Origin of the sequence: Gemella sp. 27098_8_155 (genome assembly GCF_041433725.1) — a bacterium.
In the GTDB taxonomy this organism is placed as follows: domain Bacteria; phylum Bacillota; class Bacilli; order Staphylococcales; family Gemellaceae; genus Gemella; species Gemella haemolysans_D.
This window is the reverse complement of the sequence record NZ_JAPWCA010000003.1, coordinates 68,685-86,907: the sequence shown is the minus strand read 5'-3', so window position 1 is coordinate 86,907 and position 18,223 is coordinate 68,685. Positions and strand designations below refer to the sequence as shown.

The window sequence follows — 18,223 nt, the reverse complement described above, 5'->3', positions numbered from 1 at the left end:
GTTATAATTCTATATATAAATTATATGAAAAAAATAAGAAGGATGCAACATTTGTTGCTTGGAAAGAGAGATATATGAAAACTAAAAGATACATTACATTAGCTAGCATACTTGCTCTAATCTTCACATTCCTATACACATTTAATATAAACTTTGACCTCAATAAACAGTTAAATCTTGCTAATTTAGCAATTACTTTGATTGTTTTAATTTTATGGGTATTATCAGGATATATATTATTAATTAAAGATATTTTCACAATCACAGAAAAAGAACGAAATGGAATCACCTTAATCTTGGTATTATTAGCGATTATATTCTTCTACTATAATCCATTCCCGAATCCAGAAAGCTTTTTTATCACTATACCTAGAATTATATATTTTATACTAACAATAATAATATTTTTCCTACTTATTATTGCTTTTTGGAAAGAAAATCTTACACCTCTAATATCAGCTATCTTTACTCCATTTAGTGTTCAAAGCTACTTGGTAAATATTAAAGGAATCACACAATATACAAGCTACACTCTTTACGTAATAATTTTCTTTATAGCTATAGCTTACACATTAAATTACTTTAGAGGAAAATAAAATTAGAGTTGCAAATTTAGTGCACAAAATAAATTCATTAAATACAAAACAAAAATCTTCAAACATAGGTTGTATACTAAATCCGGGGCATGGAAAAATTCCAGCCCCGGATTTCAATTTTTATATATAAAAAGACAAATATCCAATATAATTAAAGTGTAGAAAAATAATTAACTAAGAAAGGATATTTGTCATGAATAATTTTATCACAAATTTACTATTAATAAAAGACCAAAATATAACTATGGAGGATAAACTTGATTTAATCAATGTAGATGGTCAAGATACATTCATATTTCATGGAGCTTTGTCATATGAACCAAAGTGTTGTACAAACTGCGGTTGTATGAAAGAAGGAAATAATATAGTTAAAAATGGATTCGGCGATCCTTTAAAAGTAGCTTTATTAAAGATATCAGAATGCCCTACATACCTTAAATTAAAGAAACAACGCTTTAAATGTAGAGAATGTAATTCTAAGTTTTGTGCTGAAACATCATTTGTACAAAAGCACTGCAGTATATCTAAAAATCTTATATTTCACATTATGAAGAATCTTTCTAAGACACTATCATTTAAATATATAGCTGAATTAAGTAATGTATCAGTATCTACAGTAGTAAGAGTAATGAAATCATGTAGAGAAGCTGTAGAAGTTACGACTCATTCAAACCTACCAGAACACCTGTGTTTCGATGAAATAAAATCAACTAAAGATAGTAAAAATGGAATGAGTTTCGTATTCTTAGATGCTAGAACACATGATTTTATAGATATTGTAGATGGGAGAACACTACATATATTAAAACAATACTTTATGAGATATCCAAGAAAAGTAAGAAAGAAAGTAAAAACGATTTGTATAGATATTTATCCTCCTTATATGAATATGATTAGAGAGATGTTCCCTAACGCTGAGATAATAATAGATAGATTCCATATGGTTCAAAATATTAATAGAGAATTAAATAAAGCTAGAGTAAAACTAATGAATCAATATAAGAATAAAAAAGGTTCTACTTACACTATTCTAAAGAACTTCTGGAAAGTAATATTAGAAGATAGAGATAAAGTAAATTCAACAAAAATATTCTATTCTAGAAGCTTTAAACGCTATGTAACTAGAAAAGAAGTATTAGATTATATATTAGCTATAGATGCTGAATTTACAGCCAGCTATGAGAGAGTACATGCGATAAGAGAAGCTATTAAGGCTAAAGATTCTGTAGAATTAGAGAAGTATATAGATATGGACACTAGAGGATTATCTAAAGGTGTATCTAAAGCTATAAATACTATGAAAAAACACAAAGAGTATATGCTTAACGCTGTTAAATATGAGTATTCTAATGGCCCATTAGAAGGATTTAATAATAAAATAAAACTACTAAAGAGAGTATCTTATGGATATTCTAGCTTTATTAATTTCAGACTACGTATTTTAATTATGTCTAGATTATTTGTTTCTGAGTATAAAAATAATATCAAGCTTAAAGAAAACAAGAAAAAATCTAAGCAGCAAAATGCTGCCTAGATTTCATTTCCTATTTTTCTCCATGCCCCGAATTTGACAAAGAGCCCAAACATACAAGTTAAATTATGTTTGAAGATTATTTTTTATACTAATACTATATATTTTTTACAAATATCCGCAAAGAAACTTTGGACATCACCTGCTTTTAACATAGCTTCTTGTTCTTCATCTACAATATAGTTCTCACTAGCTTCCATAACTGCAAGAAGTCGTTTGAATGTATCAGCGAACAATGCTTCGTCCTCATTTAATAAATAATTAAAGTTCTGCTCAGCAAAAAATGGAACAAACACCTCTCTAAAGGCACCTTGACGTATTCTACCAATAAGTTTTTCTCCACTAGCAGTAACGAATAAATCACCTTGCTTTTCTACAAATTCCTTCGCTTTTATATGACTGGAAAAAATTTGGAATCCTTCCGCCTCTTTATACTCTCTAAAAACTGGAATTTTTAATCCTTGTTCTTCATAAAGAGTTTTATCTATTATTACGAAAACCTCTTCTAAATCCCAAAATTCTTTCGCTATATAATAAAATGCTACACGCCATCTACTATCACTTTTCGGTAATCTCTTAAATGTAGCTATTTGTTCAACTAATTTAATATCTTTTTCCAATATTGTTTCCTCTATTCTATATGAATTTAATCTATTTGAATTATTGTTCCGATACGTTTTGGAGTAGCGTTGTCTAATCTATATGAAAAGAATTTATCATTATCTCTAACCGTACAGAAATCAATAATTTTAATGTTATCTTCTAGTATACCACATTTTCTCAACAATTCTTTATTCAATTGCCATAAATCTAAATAATATTTACCATCATTTTCTTTATAATAATTCGGCACTTCTAAAGCAGCGAATTTCTCTATAAGATCATAAGAAACTTCATAGTTATCAACACTAACTGACGGCCCTATAATGGTCTTAATGTCTTCTACCTTACAATTATATTTACCTGTCATGATATTTACCATTTCTCCGGCAATATTTCCATATGTTCCTCGCCATCCTGCATGAGCTAAAGCAGCAACACTTTGCTTTTTATCATAGAAAACAACAGGTACACAGTCAGCTGTGAAAATCAATAATGGTGTCGCAGCTAAATTAGTAATTAAGCCATCAGCTTCCCTCCCGTTCTCATTAAGATCAGAATACGATTCAATAATACGCACATCTGCTCCATGAACTTGTGTATTAAAGACTATATTATTATGATTAAATCCATATTCATCAGAGAATCTTTTCATATCCTCACTATTTTTCGCATCAACCTTTCTATTAGTGAATGCAATTTTTATATTATCATCATTAACTAAATATCCATCAACTATCTCTATCATAACAACCTCCTAAATTAACGCTAATATTATTATACACAAAATATAAGTCTATGTCCCATTTCTCTACTCTATAAAACTATTACTTTTGTGTCCTTAATTCAAAATTCAACTAAAAAATAGGAATCTGAAAAATATCCATCTTTCAGACTCCTACTCAACATTTATCTTATTCTTCTACTAAATCTAAGTAAACTTTTTTACTAAATGTTGTTGAATTTAGCACAGTACGGATTGCATTAATTACTGTACCTTTTTTCCCTATTATGCGCCCACAATCTTCTGGGTGCACTGTTAAAATGTAATGTTCACGAGCATTTTTAACAATTTTTTCAATTTTAATTTCATCTTTATGCTCAACAATTTCACTAACAATACTATAAATTAATTCTTCCATGTGTCTCTCCTTATTTAGCTACAATATTAACTAATCTTCCAGGAACAACAATTACTTTCATAACTTGTTTTCCTTCGATTAATTCTTTTACTTCTTCATTAGCTAGAACGATTTGCTCTAATTCAGCCGGTGTTAAGTCTTTCTTAACATCTAATTTAGCCTTAACTTTACCCATAAGTTGAACTACGATTTCTACAGTGTCACTTACAAGTTTGCTCTCATCGAATGTTGGCCATGGTACATATGAAATTGACTCAGTATTACCGTAGATTTCCCACATCTCTTCAGCAAGGTGAGGTGCAAATGGTGCAAGAAGTTGGATAAATCCTAACGCATATTTACGAGGAATGTATTCAGCTTTGTAACAATCATTTACAAATACCATAAGTTGAGAAATAGCTGTATTAAATCCAAGAATTTCGATATCTTCAGATACTTTCTTAACAGTGTAGTTATAGCTTACTTCTAATTCTGCATTATCTTTATCTTGAACTTTATCATTTACTTTTCCAGTTTCTTCATCTACGAATAGACGATATACTCTATCTAAGAAACGACGTGATCCGTCAAGCCCATTTTCACTCCATGCGATAGACGCATCTAATGGCCCCATGAACATTTCATAAACACGTAATGTATCAGCACCGTGAGATACGATAATATCATCAGGGTTAACTACATTACCCTTAGATTTAGACATTTTTTCCGGACGACCATCTTTACCTTCAGCAAGAATCATACCTTGATTGAATAGTTTTTGGAATGGTTCACGACTTGGTACTAAACCTAAATCGTAAAGCACTTTATGCCAGAAACGAGCATATAATAAGTGAAGAACTGCGTGTTCTGCTCCACCGATATATACATCTACAGGTAACCAGTATTTTAATTTCTCTGGATCAGCAAACATTTCATCATTGTGTGGGTCAATATAACGTAAGTAATACCAACAAGAACCAGCCCATTGAGGCATTGTGTTAGTTTCACGTTTACCTTTTTTACCAGTCTCAGGGTCTACTACATTTAACCACTCTTCGATATTAGCAAGTGGAGATTCCCCTGTTCCTGAAGGTTTAATGTTATCAGTTTCTGGAAGTAATAGTGGAAGTTCACTATCCGGTACTGTAGTCATAGTACCATCTTCCCAGTGGATGATTGGAATTGGTTCTCCCCAGTAACGTTGTCTTGAGAATAACCAGTCACGTAGTTTGTAAGTAACTTTACTACGTCCAACATTATTTTCTTCTAAGAATTCAATAACTTTTGCGATAGCTTCTTCGTTATTTAATCCGTTGATAAAATCAGAGTTGATGTGTTTACCATCACCGTAGAATGGCACAACAACTTCTCCATTATCTTCGATAACAGCTTTGATTGGTAGGTTAAACTTAGTCGCAAACTCATAATCACGCTCATCGTGTGCAGGAACAGCCATTACAGCCCCAGTTCCATAGCTTGCTAGAACGTAGTCCGCAATCCAAAGTTCTACTTTTTCACCATTTACAGGATTAATCGCATAAGCTCCTGTGAATACTCCTGTTTTATCTTTGTTAAGGTCTGTTCTTTCAAGGTCAGACTTACGTTTAACGATGTCAAGGTACTCCTCAACAGCCGCTCTTTGTCCTTCTGTAACGATTTCTTCTACAAGTTTGTGTTCAGGTGCAAGTACACAGTAAGACACACCGAATACAGTGTCAGCACGTGTAGTGAATACTGTGAATACTTTATCAGTTCCTTCAATTTTGAAATCAATCTCAGCACCTACAGATTTACCGATCCAGTTACGTTGCATAGCTTTAAGACTTTCTGGCCAATCAAGAATATCTAAATCAGCAAGAAGTTTTTCAGCGTAATCAGTAATTTTCAGTACCCATTGACGCATAGGACGACGCTCTACAGGGTGTCCTCCACGCTCAGATTTACCATCGATAACCTCTTCGTTAGAAAGAACTGTTCCTAATGCTGGACACCAGTTTACAGGTACTTCATCAACATAAGCAAGTCCTTTTTCATAAAGTTTTTTGAAAATCCATTGAGTCCATTTGTAATACTTAGGATCTGTTGTATTTACTTCTCGATCCCAGTCATAAGAAAATCCTAATTCTTTAATTTGGCGACGGAACGTATCGATATTTGTTTTTGTAAAATCTCTTGGGTCATGACCAGTATCTAATGCATATTGCTCAGCTGGCAATCCGAATGCATCCCATCCCATTGGATGAAGCACATTATACCCATTTGCTCTTTTATATCTACTTAAGATATCAGTAGCCGTATACCCTTCTGGGTGACCTACGTGAAGTCCAGCTCCTGATGGATAAGGGAACATATCTAATGCATAAAATTTCTCTTTTGTATGATCGTCTAATGTTTTGAATGTTTTATTTTCATCCCAATATTTTTGCCATTTTTTTTCTACAACTCTGTGGTTATATACCATAATTTAAGCACACTCCTTCGCTTTCAAGTTCTCTAAGTTATAGTATACCAATTTTAAAGACTTTTAGCAACAACTGAAAAGATTTAATATGAATTTATTGATATAACTTAATACATAAAAATGAGGATACCTCATAAAAATGATTTTACAAATCAAAATTTTTGAGATATCCTCGTTATAATTATTTACACTTTATTAAATAATAATATTAGATTTATTTGTAGTATTCTACGATTCCATCTACAATTCCATCAGCTAGTTTTTCTTGATATTCATTAGTTTTAATTTTGTTTACTTCCTCTTGATTGTCAATAAATCCTAACTCAACTAAAATTGACGGAATAGATGTTTCACGAAGCACCGCAAATGATGCACGTTTCACGCCTCTATCATATGCTCCAGTTTTGTAAAGTAGATTTTGTTGAATTTTATTAGCTAATTTTCTACTTTTCTCTATTCTGTCAGGGTTGTTGTGATTTTCTTTATTTATCGCAGGAGTATACCCAGCTTCAGGTTTATAATAGTAAGTTTCTATACCGTAAGCCGCTCCTCTTCCTCCAGCATTAAAATGAATACTTAAAAACATGTCCGCATTAGATTTATTTGCTTGATCTGCACGACTTACTAATCCTACATCTTTATCTGTGTTTCTACTTGTTAATACTGTATAACCTAAAGAAGCAAGTCTACTACTTACTTTATTATATACACTAAGAGTTAAATCTTTTTCTTTAACACCATTTTCAAATGCTCCTGAGTCACTTCCACCATGTCCTGGATCTAAGAAGATAGCACGTCTAGTATTTTTATCTCTTGATGCATCTTTTACCCATGCTCCATTTGCTCCAACATAATAACGACCATTATCTACCCAGCTGTTTGTTGCCATTTTCCCATCGGCTCCTAACCAGTAGTTTCCTGCCCATTTGTTTCTCGCTAATGTCCCATCTGCGTTGTAGTAATACCAAACGTTAGAATCTTTTACCCAACCTTGTTTCTTCTCTTCTGGATGTTTAGCACCTTTTACCCATGCTCCATCAGTTCCTACATAATAACGATTGTTATCTACCCAGCTGTTTGTCGCCATTCTTCCATCGGCTCCCAGCCAGTAGTTTCCTGCCCATTTATTTCTTGCCAATGTTCCGTCTGTGTTGTAATAGTACCATGTGTTCGCTTCTTTTACCCAACCTTGTTTCTTCTCTTCTGGGTGTTTTGCATCTTTTACCCATGCTCCATCATTTCCTACATAGTAACGATTATTGTCTACCCAGCTGTTTGTTGCCATTCTTCCATCAGCTCCTAGCCAATAGTTTCCTGCCCATTTATTTCGCGCTATCGTTCCATCTGTGTTGTAGTAGTACCATGTGTTCGCTTCTTTTACCCAACCTTGTTTCTCCTCTTCTGGGTGTCTAGCATTTTTTACCCATGCTCCGTTTGCTCCTACGTAGTAGCGATTATTGTCTACCCAGGCATTCGTCATCATTTTTCCATCTGCACCTAACCAGTAGTTTCCTACCCATTTATTTACTACTAAACTACCATTATTGTAGTAATACCATGCACTACCTGCTTTTGTCCATCCTTGTTTTGTTGTAGTTGCTATTATTTGGTTTTGAGCTCCTTTTACCCACGCTCCATTTGCTCCTACATAATAACGACCATTATCTACCCAAGCATTCGTTACCATTTTCCCATCGGCACCTAACCAATAACTTCCTACCCAAGCATTTCTTACTAGCGTACCGTTTTGATTATAAAATGACCAAGAATTCCCGCTTTTCACCCAACCTTGCGCTGCTTGTACGTCATTACTAGATACAGTATTAACTATGATTGGCGTAGCTAATACTGTTAATAAACTTAATCCTAATTTAATGTGATTTTTTCTCATAAATTATTCCTCCTAATTCCTTTCTAAAAATAAATACATTCTTTTTAATTGTATTATATTTTCAAACTATTTTCAAAGAAACATAGTAAATGTAATAGTTTTTTAATATTACTCTCATATTTATTGACACTTACTTCTACTTCTTATAAAATTAATATATAAAATTATAGGAAGGACTCGCCTATGCGAGAGATTTACACTATGACTAAGAAAATACTTGTTACAGGTGGAGCTGGATTTATCGGGTCTCATACTTGTATAGAATTATTAAATAATGGAAATGAAGTAGTTGTCGTTGATAACTTATATAACGCAAATAAAAAAAGCTTAGAAGTTGTAGAAAGAGTAACTGGTAAAAAAGTAACTTTCTATGAAGTTGATATTCGTGATGAAGATAAATTAAACGAAGTATTCGAAAAAGAAGGAGATATTTTTGGAGTTATTCACTTCGCTGGTTTAAAAGCAGTTGGTGAATCTTGCCAATTACCTTTAAAATACTATGATAACAACGTTGCTGGAACTACAACTTTATGTCGCGTTATGGAGAAACATAACTGCAAAAATATTATCTTCAGTTCATCAGCTACAGTATACGGAGATCCTCATGCATTACCAATTAAAGAAGATTTCCCATTATCTGTAACTAACCCATACGGACGTACTAAACTAATCTTAGAAGAAATCTTAGGGGATGTTTATGCAGCAGACAATGAGTGGAACGTAGTACTACTTCGTTACTTCAACCCTATCGGAGCACATGAGTGTGGAGATATCGGAGAAGATCCAACAGGAATTCCAAACAACCTACTTCCATACGTTATGCAAGTAGCAGTAGGGAAATTAGAAAAAGTTAATGTCTTCGGTAACGACTTCGATACACACGATGGAACTGGTGTTCGAGATTATATTCACGTAGTAGACCTAGCTCGTGGTCACGTAGCAGCCCTTAAAAAATTAGAAAAAGGTAGCGGACTATCTAAATATAACCTAGGAACAGGAATTGGATATTCTGTACTAGATATTATTAAGAGTGCATCAGCTGCTGTTGGACGCGACCTACCTTACGTTATTGCGCCACGTCGTGCTGGAGATATCGCTGCATGTTATGCTGATGCTACAAAAGCAAAAGAAGAACTTGGATGGGAAGCAGAGTACGATGTAAAACGTATGTGTGAAGACTCTTGGAGATGGCAAAGTAAACATCCAAATGGATTCGCTGAATAATATAATTTAATAAACAAATTAACATAAAAAACGAGTATCTAAATATTACTTAGACACTCGTTTCTTTTATTTAGATATCACCATAAATGGTCCTCCCACAGAATTATCTTCTGGTGCCATACTACGTTGACTCCAAATTTCATCGATACTATACCATTTATTAGTTTTTTCTTGATTATCTGGATCTATTGCATGAACTTTTCCATTTTGATACCCACTTAAAATAATTGCATGTGTACCATTTCCTTTTACAAAAAGTCCATGACCAACAGAACCAAATACAATATTCCCACTTTTTAACGCCACTTTTAAATCATCCTTGGAGTTAATCACACGATAATTACATCCCCAGTGTTCTATTGCAGCAGCTGCTCCATCACTAGAAGTTCCCACAAACATAGTATTCATTTCTGTAGATGTATTATAAATATAATCAGCAACCTGAACTGGTGTAACTTCTTCTTTCAATACTGATAAAACCATAGATAAGGATGTAGGAACACAGCCTGATATTTTCATATTAGAAATACCATATCTCTTAGATCCCCACCTAGCATCCGCTTGATAATATTGAGGGAATTTCACAGGTTTTACAGATTCTTTACCTGTAGCATTATTCATTATACTATCTTCTGAAGTAAAGGATTCCACTTTATCACTTTGTTCTTTTAACAGATCCGCTTTAACATCATTAAAACTTGCTAATAATAAACTACCTACAAGAATCATACTTATTCTCTTTTTCATAAACCTGTCACCTCCTATATTTCAGCTAAATTTATTTATAATTATACTATTTTTAACTAACAAAAACAAATAGGAGTACCTCAAAATCGATAATTTTATAAAGTCAATCTATTCAAAGCACTCCTAGGTATTTTTTCAAAAAATATCAACAAGAATTTTCTACTTATTAGTATATTCTTTCTTCCAACTAAATCCTTTTATTAACCCTACTAAAGTTCCCCATCCATAGCTAAAATGAACTAAAAATAGTAAACATGGAATTAATAATAAAGTTGCATTAAACTTGTTATTAATTATTGTCATAGTTGTAACAAAAACTGTAAATAATGCATAAGAAATCCCAAGCAATATTGCGAATACCTTCGTTAATGGCAACATCAATAAACTAAAAATTATACCTAAAACAAAGACAAACGGTACAAAATGGAAAATTGAGAAAGCCTTAGGGTATACATGACTTACTTTACCAATCCAGTATCCATTAGAATATTTTTGTTTCAACATTCTCTTTACAGTAGGTCTAGTATATTGATAAGACAATATATTATTACTATAACGAATTTTATAACCATTTTTTCTAATTCTATAATGTAATTCATTATCTTCTACACGACCAACTTGTTCATCTAATAAACCTATCTTATCAAAAATCTCTTTTCGATACATTCCTTGAAATACAGAGCTTACATATTTTTTAGAAGTTTCTTTTCGATAATTAGCTATACCGCTACCAAACATATTTTCTTCAACTAGCAACAACGTTTTACTTAAAGCATCCTCATTTTCAATAATATTAGGTCGTGGTCCACCACAAACATCTTCTCCACTTTCTATAACTTTAACATTATTTTCTATAAAATTCTCCGTTATATGTGAATGACAATCTACCTTAAGGATACATTCTCCCTTTGCAGCTCGAATTCCAACATTCATCCCCGCAGATAGAATCACCTTAGGATTTTTTAATAAAACTACATCAAAGAAATCATGATTACTCTCTTTAAACTCCTGCAATATAGCCCAACTATTATCTTTCGACATTCCATCTATAAAGATAAGTTCGATATTATCGTGATTATATGTTTGATTTTTAAAATCTTCAATTAACCTTGGTAAAAATTTCTCTTCATTTAAAAGTCCGATTACAACCGAAACTAACATAATTTTCTCCTTACCAAAAAGGAAGCTAGATTAAAATAACCTAGCCACATCCTTTTCTTATCTATCTTTTCTTCCTAATTTTTCATTAGCACTAAACATTATACTTGCAATAGATTCTCCCCAATATGGAGCCGTTGCATAGTTAACATTCATTCCACCTGCTTTATTTCCTAAATAAGCACCTTTTGCTGGATATCCTGTGTTACTTAAGTAGTTACGATCAATCCAACGTGCAGCACCTAGAATACCACTATCTACATTATCAAATTTTGTCGCAGAAGTATATGGAGTAGTATCATAAGCAGCGATACCAAAGAAATTATTTTTATCTCTCGCAATTTGACTTCTTCCCCATGCACTCTCAAGAGCACTATGAGCAACTAAGTAAAGAGCATTAACTCCATATCTTTGTTCAGCAGCTTTAAATGTAGCACCTTTTCCAGCAAGCTTACTATTGTTAGCTCCCATCAGACTATATAATCTATTGATATCTGCAGCAGTATAGTTAGATCTTGATTTTAAATTAGAAAATTGGAAAGGATGATCTAATTTAAATGTTCCAAAGTTAATTCCATCAGCAGAATAATATGATTTTCCTACTTGCATATTTGGATTGTGGTAAGCAACCATTACCTTGTTATATGCTGAGTATCTGTGATATACATATTTACCATCACTTACATAGTCAGGGATAAATGTTGTACTAGAGTTAACAGCTGCAACTTGTCCTGAGTTTACATAACCTGTAATTCCAGCTACTTGTACAGGGATTCTTCCGTTCACAGTAGCTCTATTATCTCTAAATAAGATTGTATCTTTTGAAACATGAGATAAAATTCTACCATTAGCATCATATACAGGAATGTATAATGCTGTTACTTTGTAATATCCAGAATAAGTAGTAGAGTTAGTAGTATTCTCAGATTTCGAAGCTGTTCTATCCGCTCCTTTTACCCACGCTCCATTATTTCCTACGTAATAACGATTGTTATCCACCCAGCTGTTTGTCGCCATTCTTCCATCGGCTCCTAGCCAGTAGTTTCCTGCCCATGCATTTCTTACTACTGATCCGTTTTTATAGTAGTACCAAGAACCGCTCTCTTTTTGCCATCCTGACTTGTTTGAATAGTTTTTAATCCATGCCCCATCAGCTCCTACGTAATAACGGTTGTTGTCTACCCAGCTGTTTGTCGCCATTCTTCCGTCGGCTCCTAGCCAGTAGTTTCCTGCCCATGCGTTTCTTACTACTGATCCGTTTTTATAGTAGTACCATGTGTAGCCTTCTTTCACCCAACCATTTTGCACTGTTGTAGTATGTTGAGCTCCTTTTACCCACGCTCCATTACTTCCTACATAGTAACGACCTCCATCTACCCATGCATTAGTCGCCATTCTTCCATCAGCTCCTAGCCAGTAGTTTCCTATCCATGCATTTGCTACAACTTTTCCATGGTTATAGAAGTACCAGGCATTACCAACTTTTGTCCAACCTTGTTTAACTGTATTCGTAGCCGCTTGATTCTGAGCTCCTTTTATCCACGCTCCGTTACTTCCTACATAGTAACGACCTCCGTCTACCCATGCATTAGTCGCCATTCTTCCATCGGCTCCTAACCAGTAGTTTCCTGCCCATGTATTTCTTACTAATGTTCCATTTTGATTATAAAGGTACCAAGCATTACCACTTTTCACCCATCCTTGTGCTGCTTGAGCATCATTACTTGCTACTGCATTAACTGCGATTGGTGTAGCTAGTACTGTTAACACTCCTAATCCTAATTTAAGTTTATTTCTTCTCATTCTTAATATTCCTCTGTACTCATATTTATGCACTAATAATTATACCATATTCCCTTCTTATTTAAGGTTACAAATAGATTATTTTTTATTACATATATATTACAAAATAGCAAGAAATATTATTACTTAATCTCTATGAATAACAAAAAAGAATGGAGATTATTTCTCACATTCTTCTTTTAGTATTTCTTCTAATTTTTTATAGTCTTTAACACTATCAATTTCATATATACTGTTAGCTTCTAATTCTTCTACATAGACATCTAATTTTTCTATGTTATCTTTAACCATATTATCCCAGTATAAATTCATAAACTCATTGCTTTCGTAAGCTTTATCGATAAAACCTACGATTTTCTCTGCAGTTTTCTCATCCCAGAAAGATACTCCACTTAAAATTCTTCCAGCTTTACTATCTACGATAATATCTTGAACCTTGTAATCATCTCCGTAGATCAAGAACCACTCATTTTCACAATCTTCACGATACACGCTAAAATATGTTGATCGATCGATATCCGCTCTAAACATATTTTTAAATAAATAGTTATCTGCATCGATTACATAACTATCTGCCAATTTTTCCTTAACTAAGTATAACGAGTAGAAGTTATTATACTCAGCGTATTTATCATTGAACACTAACTCTACATTATACTTCTCTTTTAAATAATCGAATTGCTCATGTAGATAACCAACAACTACGATTATCTCATCTATTCCTTTTTCTTTTAAAAATTCTATTTGATACTCCACAAGAGGCTTATCTTTAACTTTTATCAATGCCTTTGGAGTATTATCCGTCATAGGTCTAAGACGCGTGCCTAACCCTGCGGCTAATATAATTGCTCTCACTATTTTGTTACTCCTCTCTCACAATAACATACACACCTAATATTATAATAAGTGATGTTACTACTAATTGTACATTTACTGCTAATCCTACAAAAATCATAGAAAATATTATTGTCCAAACAACATAACTAACATTTAGCCCAGTTGCTTTCGCTGGTTCTAATCTATTAATAGCCATGTAATATAAGATATAAGATACCATATTACTCACAACGAAGAATACAATAAGTCCTCCGAATTTAACATCAAGACTAGTTTCAATTCCTAATCCGTTAAATAAAATTATTACTAAATATGCTAAAAATGATGTCACCTGACGGATTAATAACGTCTCAAGCTCATTTAAATTATTTTTCATTGCATATGAACTTAATACACTCTCACTCCCCCATGCAATAGCACAGATTAACGCAAACATGAATCCAAGGTAGAATGATTCAACCTGTTCACTCTTATAACTTTGAATGAAAATACCAACAATAATTAGCGCTATACCAATAATAGTTTTTGATGAAACTTTATTTTTTAAAAATATAACAGCTAATATCACCGATACAGCTGGATAAATAGCTGTTATCGAAGAAGTAAGACCACTTCCTATATACTTCACCGCATATAAGTTACACTGCATACCAATAGGCCCGGCAAGAAGCGCACCTATAATAACACTAATACTTTTTATATTCGTAAAGATTTTAAAATTGATTCGTTTATACTTAACTAATATAATCGCCAAAAGGACAAAAATACTAATAAAATCATGGATTACCGCGACTGCAAAAGGCGAAACATTATACAATGAAAATATATACGCACTTATTGCAAGACCTAATCCCCAAAACAACCCTGATAATAAACCTGCTGATACACCTATTTTATTCTTCATAACTTTCTACATACTCTTTCAAATTTTTTAATGCTCTTAAATATCTGTCTTTTCCATAAGTTCCAAAGTCTGCACCTTGTTCTTCTTTATAAATCGTCCACAGACTCCATACGAAGTCTTGAAGTATTTTATAAATCATAATCTTAGCCACGCTAACAGGAGTATTTTCACTAAAATAATATTTAAAAAACTCTCCTTCTTCTGCTTTTCTAAAATTAGACTCTAAAAATAACGCAGCTAAATCCCACATTGGATCATTCATTGAAGAATACTCCCAATCAATAAGATACACTCGACCATTTTCATCTTCAATAAAATTCTCAGGAACAAGATCAATATGACATGATTTCTTGTCCACACCAATTTCTTCTAGGTGTTTCTGTAAAGAGAATATTTTCTCCCTTATCTTGTCATAATATGGATAATTAATATTACCTTCTATCAAGTCCTCATATTTCCTAATCTCATCAAAAATTTTAAATTCACCTTCAAGAATTTTTCCAGAACTGTGCACTTTTTTAAGAATATTAGCAACATCCTCTTTTTTCGATTTTAAATAATGCGCATCAAAAGTAGTCGCATTTTCAATATATTCATTTACTTTGATTCCAGATTCAATATCAAAAATATAATTTTTAACATCTAGTTCTAAATCCGCAAGATTTGCAAGATTATTTTTTTCCGCAATCCTGTTGATTAACTTATCCGTTCCTTTACCAAAGAATTTGACTATATACTTGTTATTAGTAGTTTCAACTAAGTAATTGCTATTTGTCATTCCACCTAGTTGCTCTACTTTTACTATTTCTTCTGATTCAGTAAGTAATTTTCTTATCTTACTTTTTATTAATTGTTTCAATGTAAATCCTCTTTTCCACATTACAATATTACTTATCATTATAACATAAAATGTGATAACTCATAGTCTTTTTACTATATTTTTTCAATATAAAAAATCAGGAGCGACTCAAAAATCGTGATTTCTAAAAAAAACAATTTTGTCGAGTCACTCCCTAATCCTACTTTTAAAATATGTTAAATAACTTTCACAAGCTTCTTTTCAATAGCAATTATTAATTTCTTTATACAATATGCAAAAATAACGCTAACTAATAATACAACAATAGTATAGATTACGTCATTAACTGGTGATGAAACAAAAAACTTACCAAGATAATGCATAACTAAACCATGAATCATATATATTTCAAATGATATATCTCCTAAAAAATTTAGATATTTATTTGAGAAGTTGAGTTTATTTGTTAACAATAAAAAATAAACTACAAAAACCATCGTACATAGATTTCCAACTATTCCATAATAAACATATTTGTTTGTAATCCCGATATTTTTCATAATAATTTCATAACGACGAAATACATACATCAGTATACTAAATGAAACGAGAAAAACAAAATATTTTTTCTCAATAAATTTATCTATAAGACTTCTATCTTTCATCCAAAATACACCTAAGAAAAACGCCATTATACTAACGTATTCCCAATCTCCATGGTTATGATATGCTTTCCAAAAAATATAAACCAATGTAAAAAATACTAGCTTAAAAATTGCTTTGGAATCTTTCTTTTTGAAAGAAACATAGAAAATAACATATAAAACTATTATACTGTTAATAAACCAGCCATTATAAATAATATTGCTGTGGTCTCTCCAAAAAGATAAGAAAAAGTCTACATTAACAACTTCACCTAATGTCGCTCTATAAATCACATAAATGACTATGAAAACAAAAAATGGTATAAATATTCTAACCAATCTTTTCCTTAAGAAATTCTCCATATAAGTTGCGTTGTTGCTATACTGGAAATATAGTCCATAACCAGATAGAAAGAAAAACAATGCAACTATATATCGACCCATATATTCAAAATTCGAAAAATTTTCACCAGTAGTAATTTTCTGAGAAACATGATGAAAAATTATAAGTATAGCTAAAAGACCTTTTAGTGATTTCGTTGATTTACTACTCAAATAGTCGACATCTGTTCTTGGTATAAGATAAACAAATAATGAAATCAATAATAATATAAAAATATCCACTATGTTCTCCTTTTTAAAATCTTAAAAAAATCATTTGAATTAAAATTTATATTCTCTGGAACTTCATACAAATATTCTTCTAATTCTTCAGCACTTATCATTGTAACACAAAATTTAATAATTCTTAAAAATAAACGTATTCAATTTAAACATCACATTATTTAAAGGTGACTCAGAAATCTTCCTTAGTAGTTTTCATGAATCACCTAATTAATTTTATTCTATTACTTTAGTTAATTGATAACAGAAATAGCCTCTTCTATATCTCCCACTTAAACACAGTTTTAAAGGCTGTATTCAAATCAGTTGCGAACACCCTATGTATATCTTTAATATTTCTCACAGGTTGTTCAAGTTCAATAATGTTCTTAAATCTTCTTTCGAATTTCTTATTGCTAAGCATCTCAATAGCTTTCTCAAAGTCGATTCTACCTGAACGCGATGAACCTATTAGCGTTAGTCCTTTTTCTAATATATCACGTGTATTGATATTTACTTTGTATTCACTAACTCCCATTAATACTAGGCTTCCTTGTGGTTTGATGTATTTGATTATGTCATTTATCGCATATCCACTACCATCTCCACCACAACATTCTACACCGTGATCGAAAGTTAAGTCTTTAGGAATATCATCTGTGATATATCTTTCTTTTGCGAAACTAAATAGTTCTAGTTTCTCCCAGTGACGACCTATTACGATTATCTCGCACTCTGGTAGAGTGTAGTTTATTATATTCGCCATAACATAAGCTAGACTACCATCACCAATTATCGCTATTCTTTCTTTTTTACTATGTGAGTTTTTTAAGAATCTATCCATTGCGTGCATTCCAACACTTATGAATTCTGTAATAGCCGCAACAGAATCTTCCACTCCATCATAAGCTACCACTCTATCTTTAGGTAAAGCTACAAACTCTCTCATAAAACCATCGAAACCACTTGATAGAAAGTGTGTGCCGGGCATGTAGTTTTCATAAAATTCTTCGTCACTTTGTCTTGGTGGTTGGTTAGGTATCATTACTACCTTTTGTCCTACTTTATACGTACCTGTTGGGTCTGCGATTACTATCCCTACACATTCGTGAATAAGTGCCATAGGTAGTTTTTTAGCTAGTACCTTTGGATCTCTTTTCCCTTGGTAGTATCTTTGGTCTGCGTGACATAATGCCATGTAGTTTGGACGGATGATGATTCTATCCCCATCATTTATGTTCTCTTCGTTGTATTTTACATTAATAAATTTCGGTTTAATTAATTGATATATTTGATTTATCATA

At 32.2% G+C, this 18,223-nt stretch carries 16 protein-coding genes; 3 read left to right on the top strand and 13 right to left on the bottom strand.

Translation table 11 applies throughout. From position 1 onward, the window contains the following. Positions 1–74: 74 nt before the first annotated feature. Positions 75–596 (top strand): hypothetical protein, encoded by a 522-nt coding sequence (locus tag O5Y44_RS02285; RefSeq protein WP_371465424.1) that lies wholly within the window; start codon positions 75–77, stop codon positions 594–596. A gap of 193 nt (positions 597–789) precedes the next feature. Beyond that, entirely contained in the window at positions 790–2,130 is a 1,341-nt protein-coding gene (locus O5Y44_RS02280) for an ISL3 family transposase (protein WP_371465423.1), read from the top strand. A gap of 83 nt (positions 2,131–2,213) precedes the next feature. On the opposite strand, the gene O5Y44_RS02275 is transcribed toward O5Y44_RS02280, so the two are convergent. From O5Y44_RS02275 to O5Y44_RS02255, 5 genes are all read right to left on the bottom strand, one after another. Further along, positions 2,214–2,747: a hypothetical protein gene (locus tag O5Y44_RS02275; RefSeq protein ID WP_271986727.1), complete on the bottom strand. Its 534-nt coding sequence runs from the start codon at positions 2,745–2,747 to the stop codon at positions 2,214–2,216. 26 nt (positions 2,748–2,773) lie between these two features. Further along, positions 2,774–3,475, bottom strand: coding sequence for a peptidoglycan editing factor PgeF (gene pgeF / locus O5Y44_RS02270; RefSeq protein WP_271986728.1), 702 nt, complete (start codon positions 3,473–3,475; stop codon positions 2,774–2,776). Between the two features lie 166 nt (positions 3,476–3,641). Next, entirely contained in the window at positions 3,642–3,869 is a 228-nt protein-coding gene (locus O5Y44_RS02265) for a KH domain-containing protein (protein ID WP_371465422.1), read from the bottom strand. Positions 3,870–3,879: 10 nt separating this feature from the next. Beyond that, positions 3,880–6,309, bottom strand: a complete 2,430-nt coding sequence (gene leuS, locus O5Y44_RS02260) for a leucine--tRNA ligase (protein WP_271986729.1) — start codon at positions 6,307–6,309, stop codon at positions 3,880–3,882. A gap of 214 nt (positions 6,310–6,523) precedes the next feature. Beyond that, positions 6,524–8,200, bottom strand: a complete 1,677-nt coding sequence (locus O5Y44_RS02255; RefSeq protein ID WP_371465421.1) for an N-acetylmuramoyl-L-alanine amidase — start codon at positions 8,198–8,200, stop codon at positions 6,524–6,526. Positions 8,201–8,401: 201 nt separating this feature from the next. Between O5Y44_RS02255 and galE the strand changes: the two genes are divergently transcribed. Beyond that, positions 8,402–9,424 carry a UDP-glucose 4-epimerase GalE gene (gene galE, locus O5Y44_RS02250; RefSeq protein WP_271964920.1) on the top strand — a complete coding sequence of 341 codons (1,023 nt, stop codon included), beginning with the start codon at positions 8,402–8,404 and terminating at the stop codon, positions 9,422–9,424. A 66-nt stretch (positions 9,425–9,490) separates the two neighbouring features. Here galE and O5Y44_RS02245 read toward each other — a convergent pair whose 3' ends face one another. From O5Y44_RS02245 to O5Y44_RS02210, 8 genes are all read right to left on the bottom strand, one after another. Then, positions 9,491–10,171, bottom strand: coding sequence for a C39 family peptidase (locus tag O5Y44_RS02245; protein ID WP_271964921.1), 681 nt, complete (start codon positions 10,169–10,171; stop codon positions 9,491–9,493). A gap of 159 nt (positions 10,172–10,330) precedes the next feature. After that, positions 10,331–11,332: a glycosyltransferase family 2 protein gene (locus O5Y44_RS02240; RefSeq protein WP_316446964.1), complete on the bottom strand. Its 1,002-nt coding sequence runs from the start codon at positions 11,330–11,332 to the stop codon at positions 10,331–10,333. Between the two features lie 57 nt (positions 11,333–11,389). Then, positions 11,390–13,132, bottom strand: coding sequence for a glucosaminidase domain-containing protein (locus tag O5Y44_RS02235; protein WP_271964923.1), 1,743 nt, complete (start codon positions 13,130–13,132; stop codon positions 11,390–11,392). 159 nt (positions 13,133–13,291) lie between these two features. Next, positions 13,292–13,987, bottom strand: a complete 696-nt coding sequence (locus tag O5Y44_RS02230; RefSeq protein WP_271964924.1) for a sugar phosphate nucleotidyltransferase — start codon at positions 13,985–13,987, stop codon at positions 13,292–13,294. 7 nt (positions 13,988–13,994) lie between these two features. Next, positions 13,995–14,873: a DMT family transporter gene (locus O5Y44_RS02225; RefSeq protein WP_003147758.1), complete on the bottom strand. Its 879-nt coding sequence runs from the start codon at positions 14,871–14,873 to the stop codon at positions 13,995–13,997. Further along, a complete protein-coding gene (locus O5Y44_RS02220) occupies positions 14,863–15,732 on the bottom strand; it encodes a phosphotransferase (RefSeq protein ID WP_371465420.1) in 870 nt (289 codons plus the stop codon). Before O5Y44_RS02220 ends, O5Y44_RS02225 begins: the two co-directional genes overlap by 11 nt. A gap of 176 nt (positions 15,733–15,908) precedes the next feature. Further along, positions 15,909–16,940, bottom strand: coding sequence for an acyltransferase family protein (locus tag O5Y44_RS02215; RefSeq protein ID WP_271964927.1), 1,032 nt, complete (start codon positions 16,938–16,940; stop codon positions 15,909–15,911). 259 nt (positions 16,941–17,199) lie between these two features. After that, positions 17,200–18,222, bottom strand: coding sequence for a ribitol-5-phosphate dehydrogenase (locus O5Y44_RS02210; RefSeq protein WP_271964928.1), 1,023 nt, complete (start codon positions 18,220–18,222; stop codon positions 17,200–17,202). Between the last annotated feature and the right edge of the window lies 1 nt (position 18,223).

Excerpts from the sequence above, each read along its gene's own strand:
- O5Y44_RS02285 (WP_371465424.1), top strand. The coding sequence starts at position 75 with ATGAAAACTAAAAGATACATTACATTAGCTAGCATACTTGCTCTAATC.
- O5Y44_RS02280 (WP_371465423.1), top strand. The coding sequence starts at position 790 with ATGAATAATTTTATCACAAATTTACTATTAATAAAAGACCAAAATATA.
- pgeF (WP_271986728.1), bottom strand. The coding sequence starts at position 3,475 with ATGATAGAGATAGTTGATGGATATTTAGTTAATGATGATAATATAAAA.
- O5Y44_RS02265 (WP_371465422.1), bottom strand. The coding sequence starts at position 3,869 with ATGGAAGAATTAATTTATAGTATTGTTAGTGAAATTGTTGAGCATAAA.
- leuS (WP_271986729.1), bottom strand. The coding sequence starts at position 6,309 with ATGGTATATAACCACAGAGTTGTAGAAAAAAAATGGCAAAAATATTGG.
- O5Y44_RS02255 (WP_371465421.1), bottom strand. The coding sequence starts at position 8,200 with ATGAGAAAAAATCACATTAAATTAGGATTAAGTTTATTAACAGTATTA.
- galE (WP_271964920.1), top strand. The coding sequence starts at position 8,402 with ATGACTAAGAAAATACTTGTTACAGGTGGAGCTGGATTTATCGGGTCT.
- O5Y44_RS02245 (WP_271964921.1), bottom strand. The coding sequence starts at position 10,171 with ATGAAAAAGAGAATAAGTATGATTCTTGTAGGTAGTTTATTATTAGCA.
- O5Y44_RS02240 (WP_316446964.1), bottom strand. The coding sequence starts at position 11,332 with ATGTTAGTTTCGGTTGTAATCGGACTTTTAAATGAAGAGAAATTTTTA.
- O5Y44_RS02235 (WP_271964923.1), bottom strand. The coding sequence starts at position 13,132 with ATGAGAAGAAATAAACTTAAATTAGGATTAGGAGTGTTAACAGTACTA.
- O5Y44_RS02225 (WP_003147758.1), bottom strand. The coding sequence starts at position 14,873 with ATGAAGAATAAAATAGGTGTATCAGCAGGTTTATTATCAGGGTTGTTT.
- O5Y44_RS02210 (WP_271964928.1), bottom strand. The coding sequence starts at position 18,222 with ATGATAAATCAAATATATCAATTAATTAAACCGAAATTTATTAATGTA.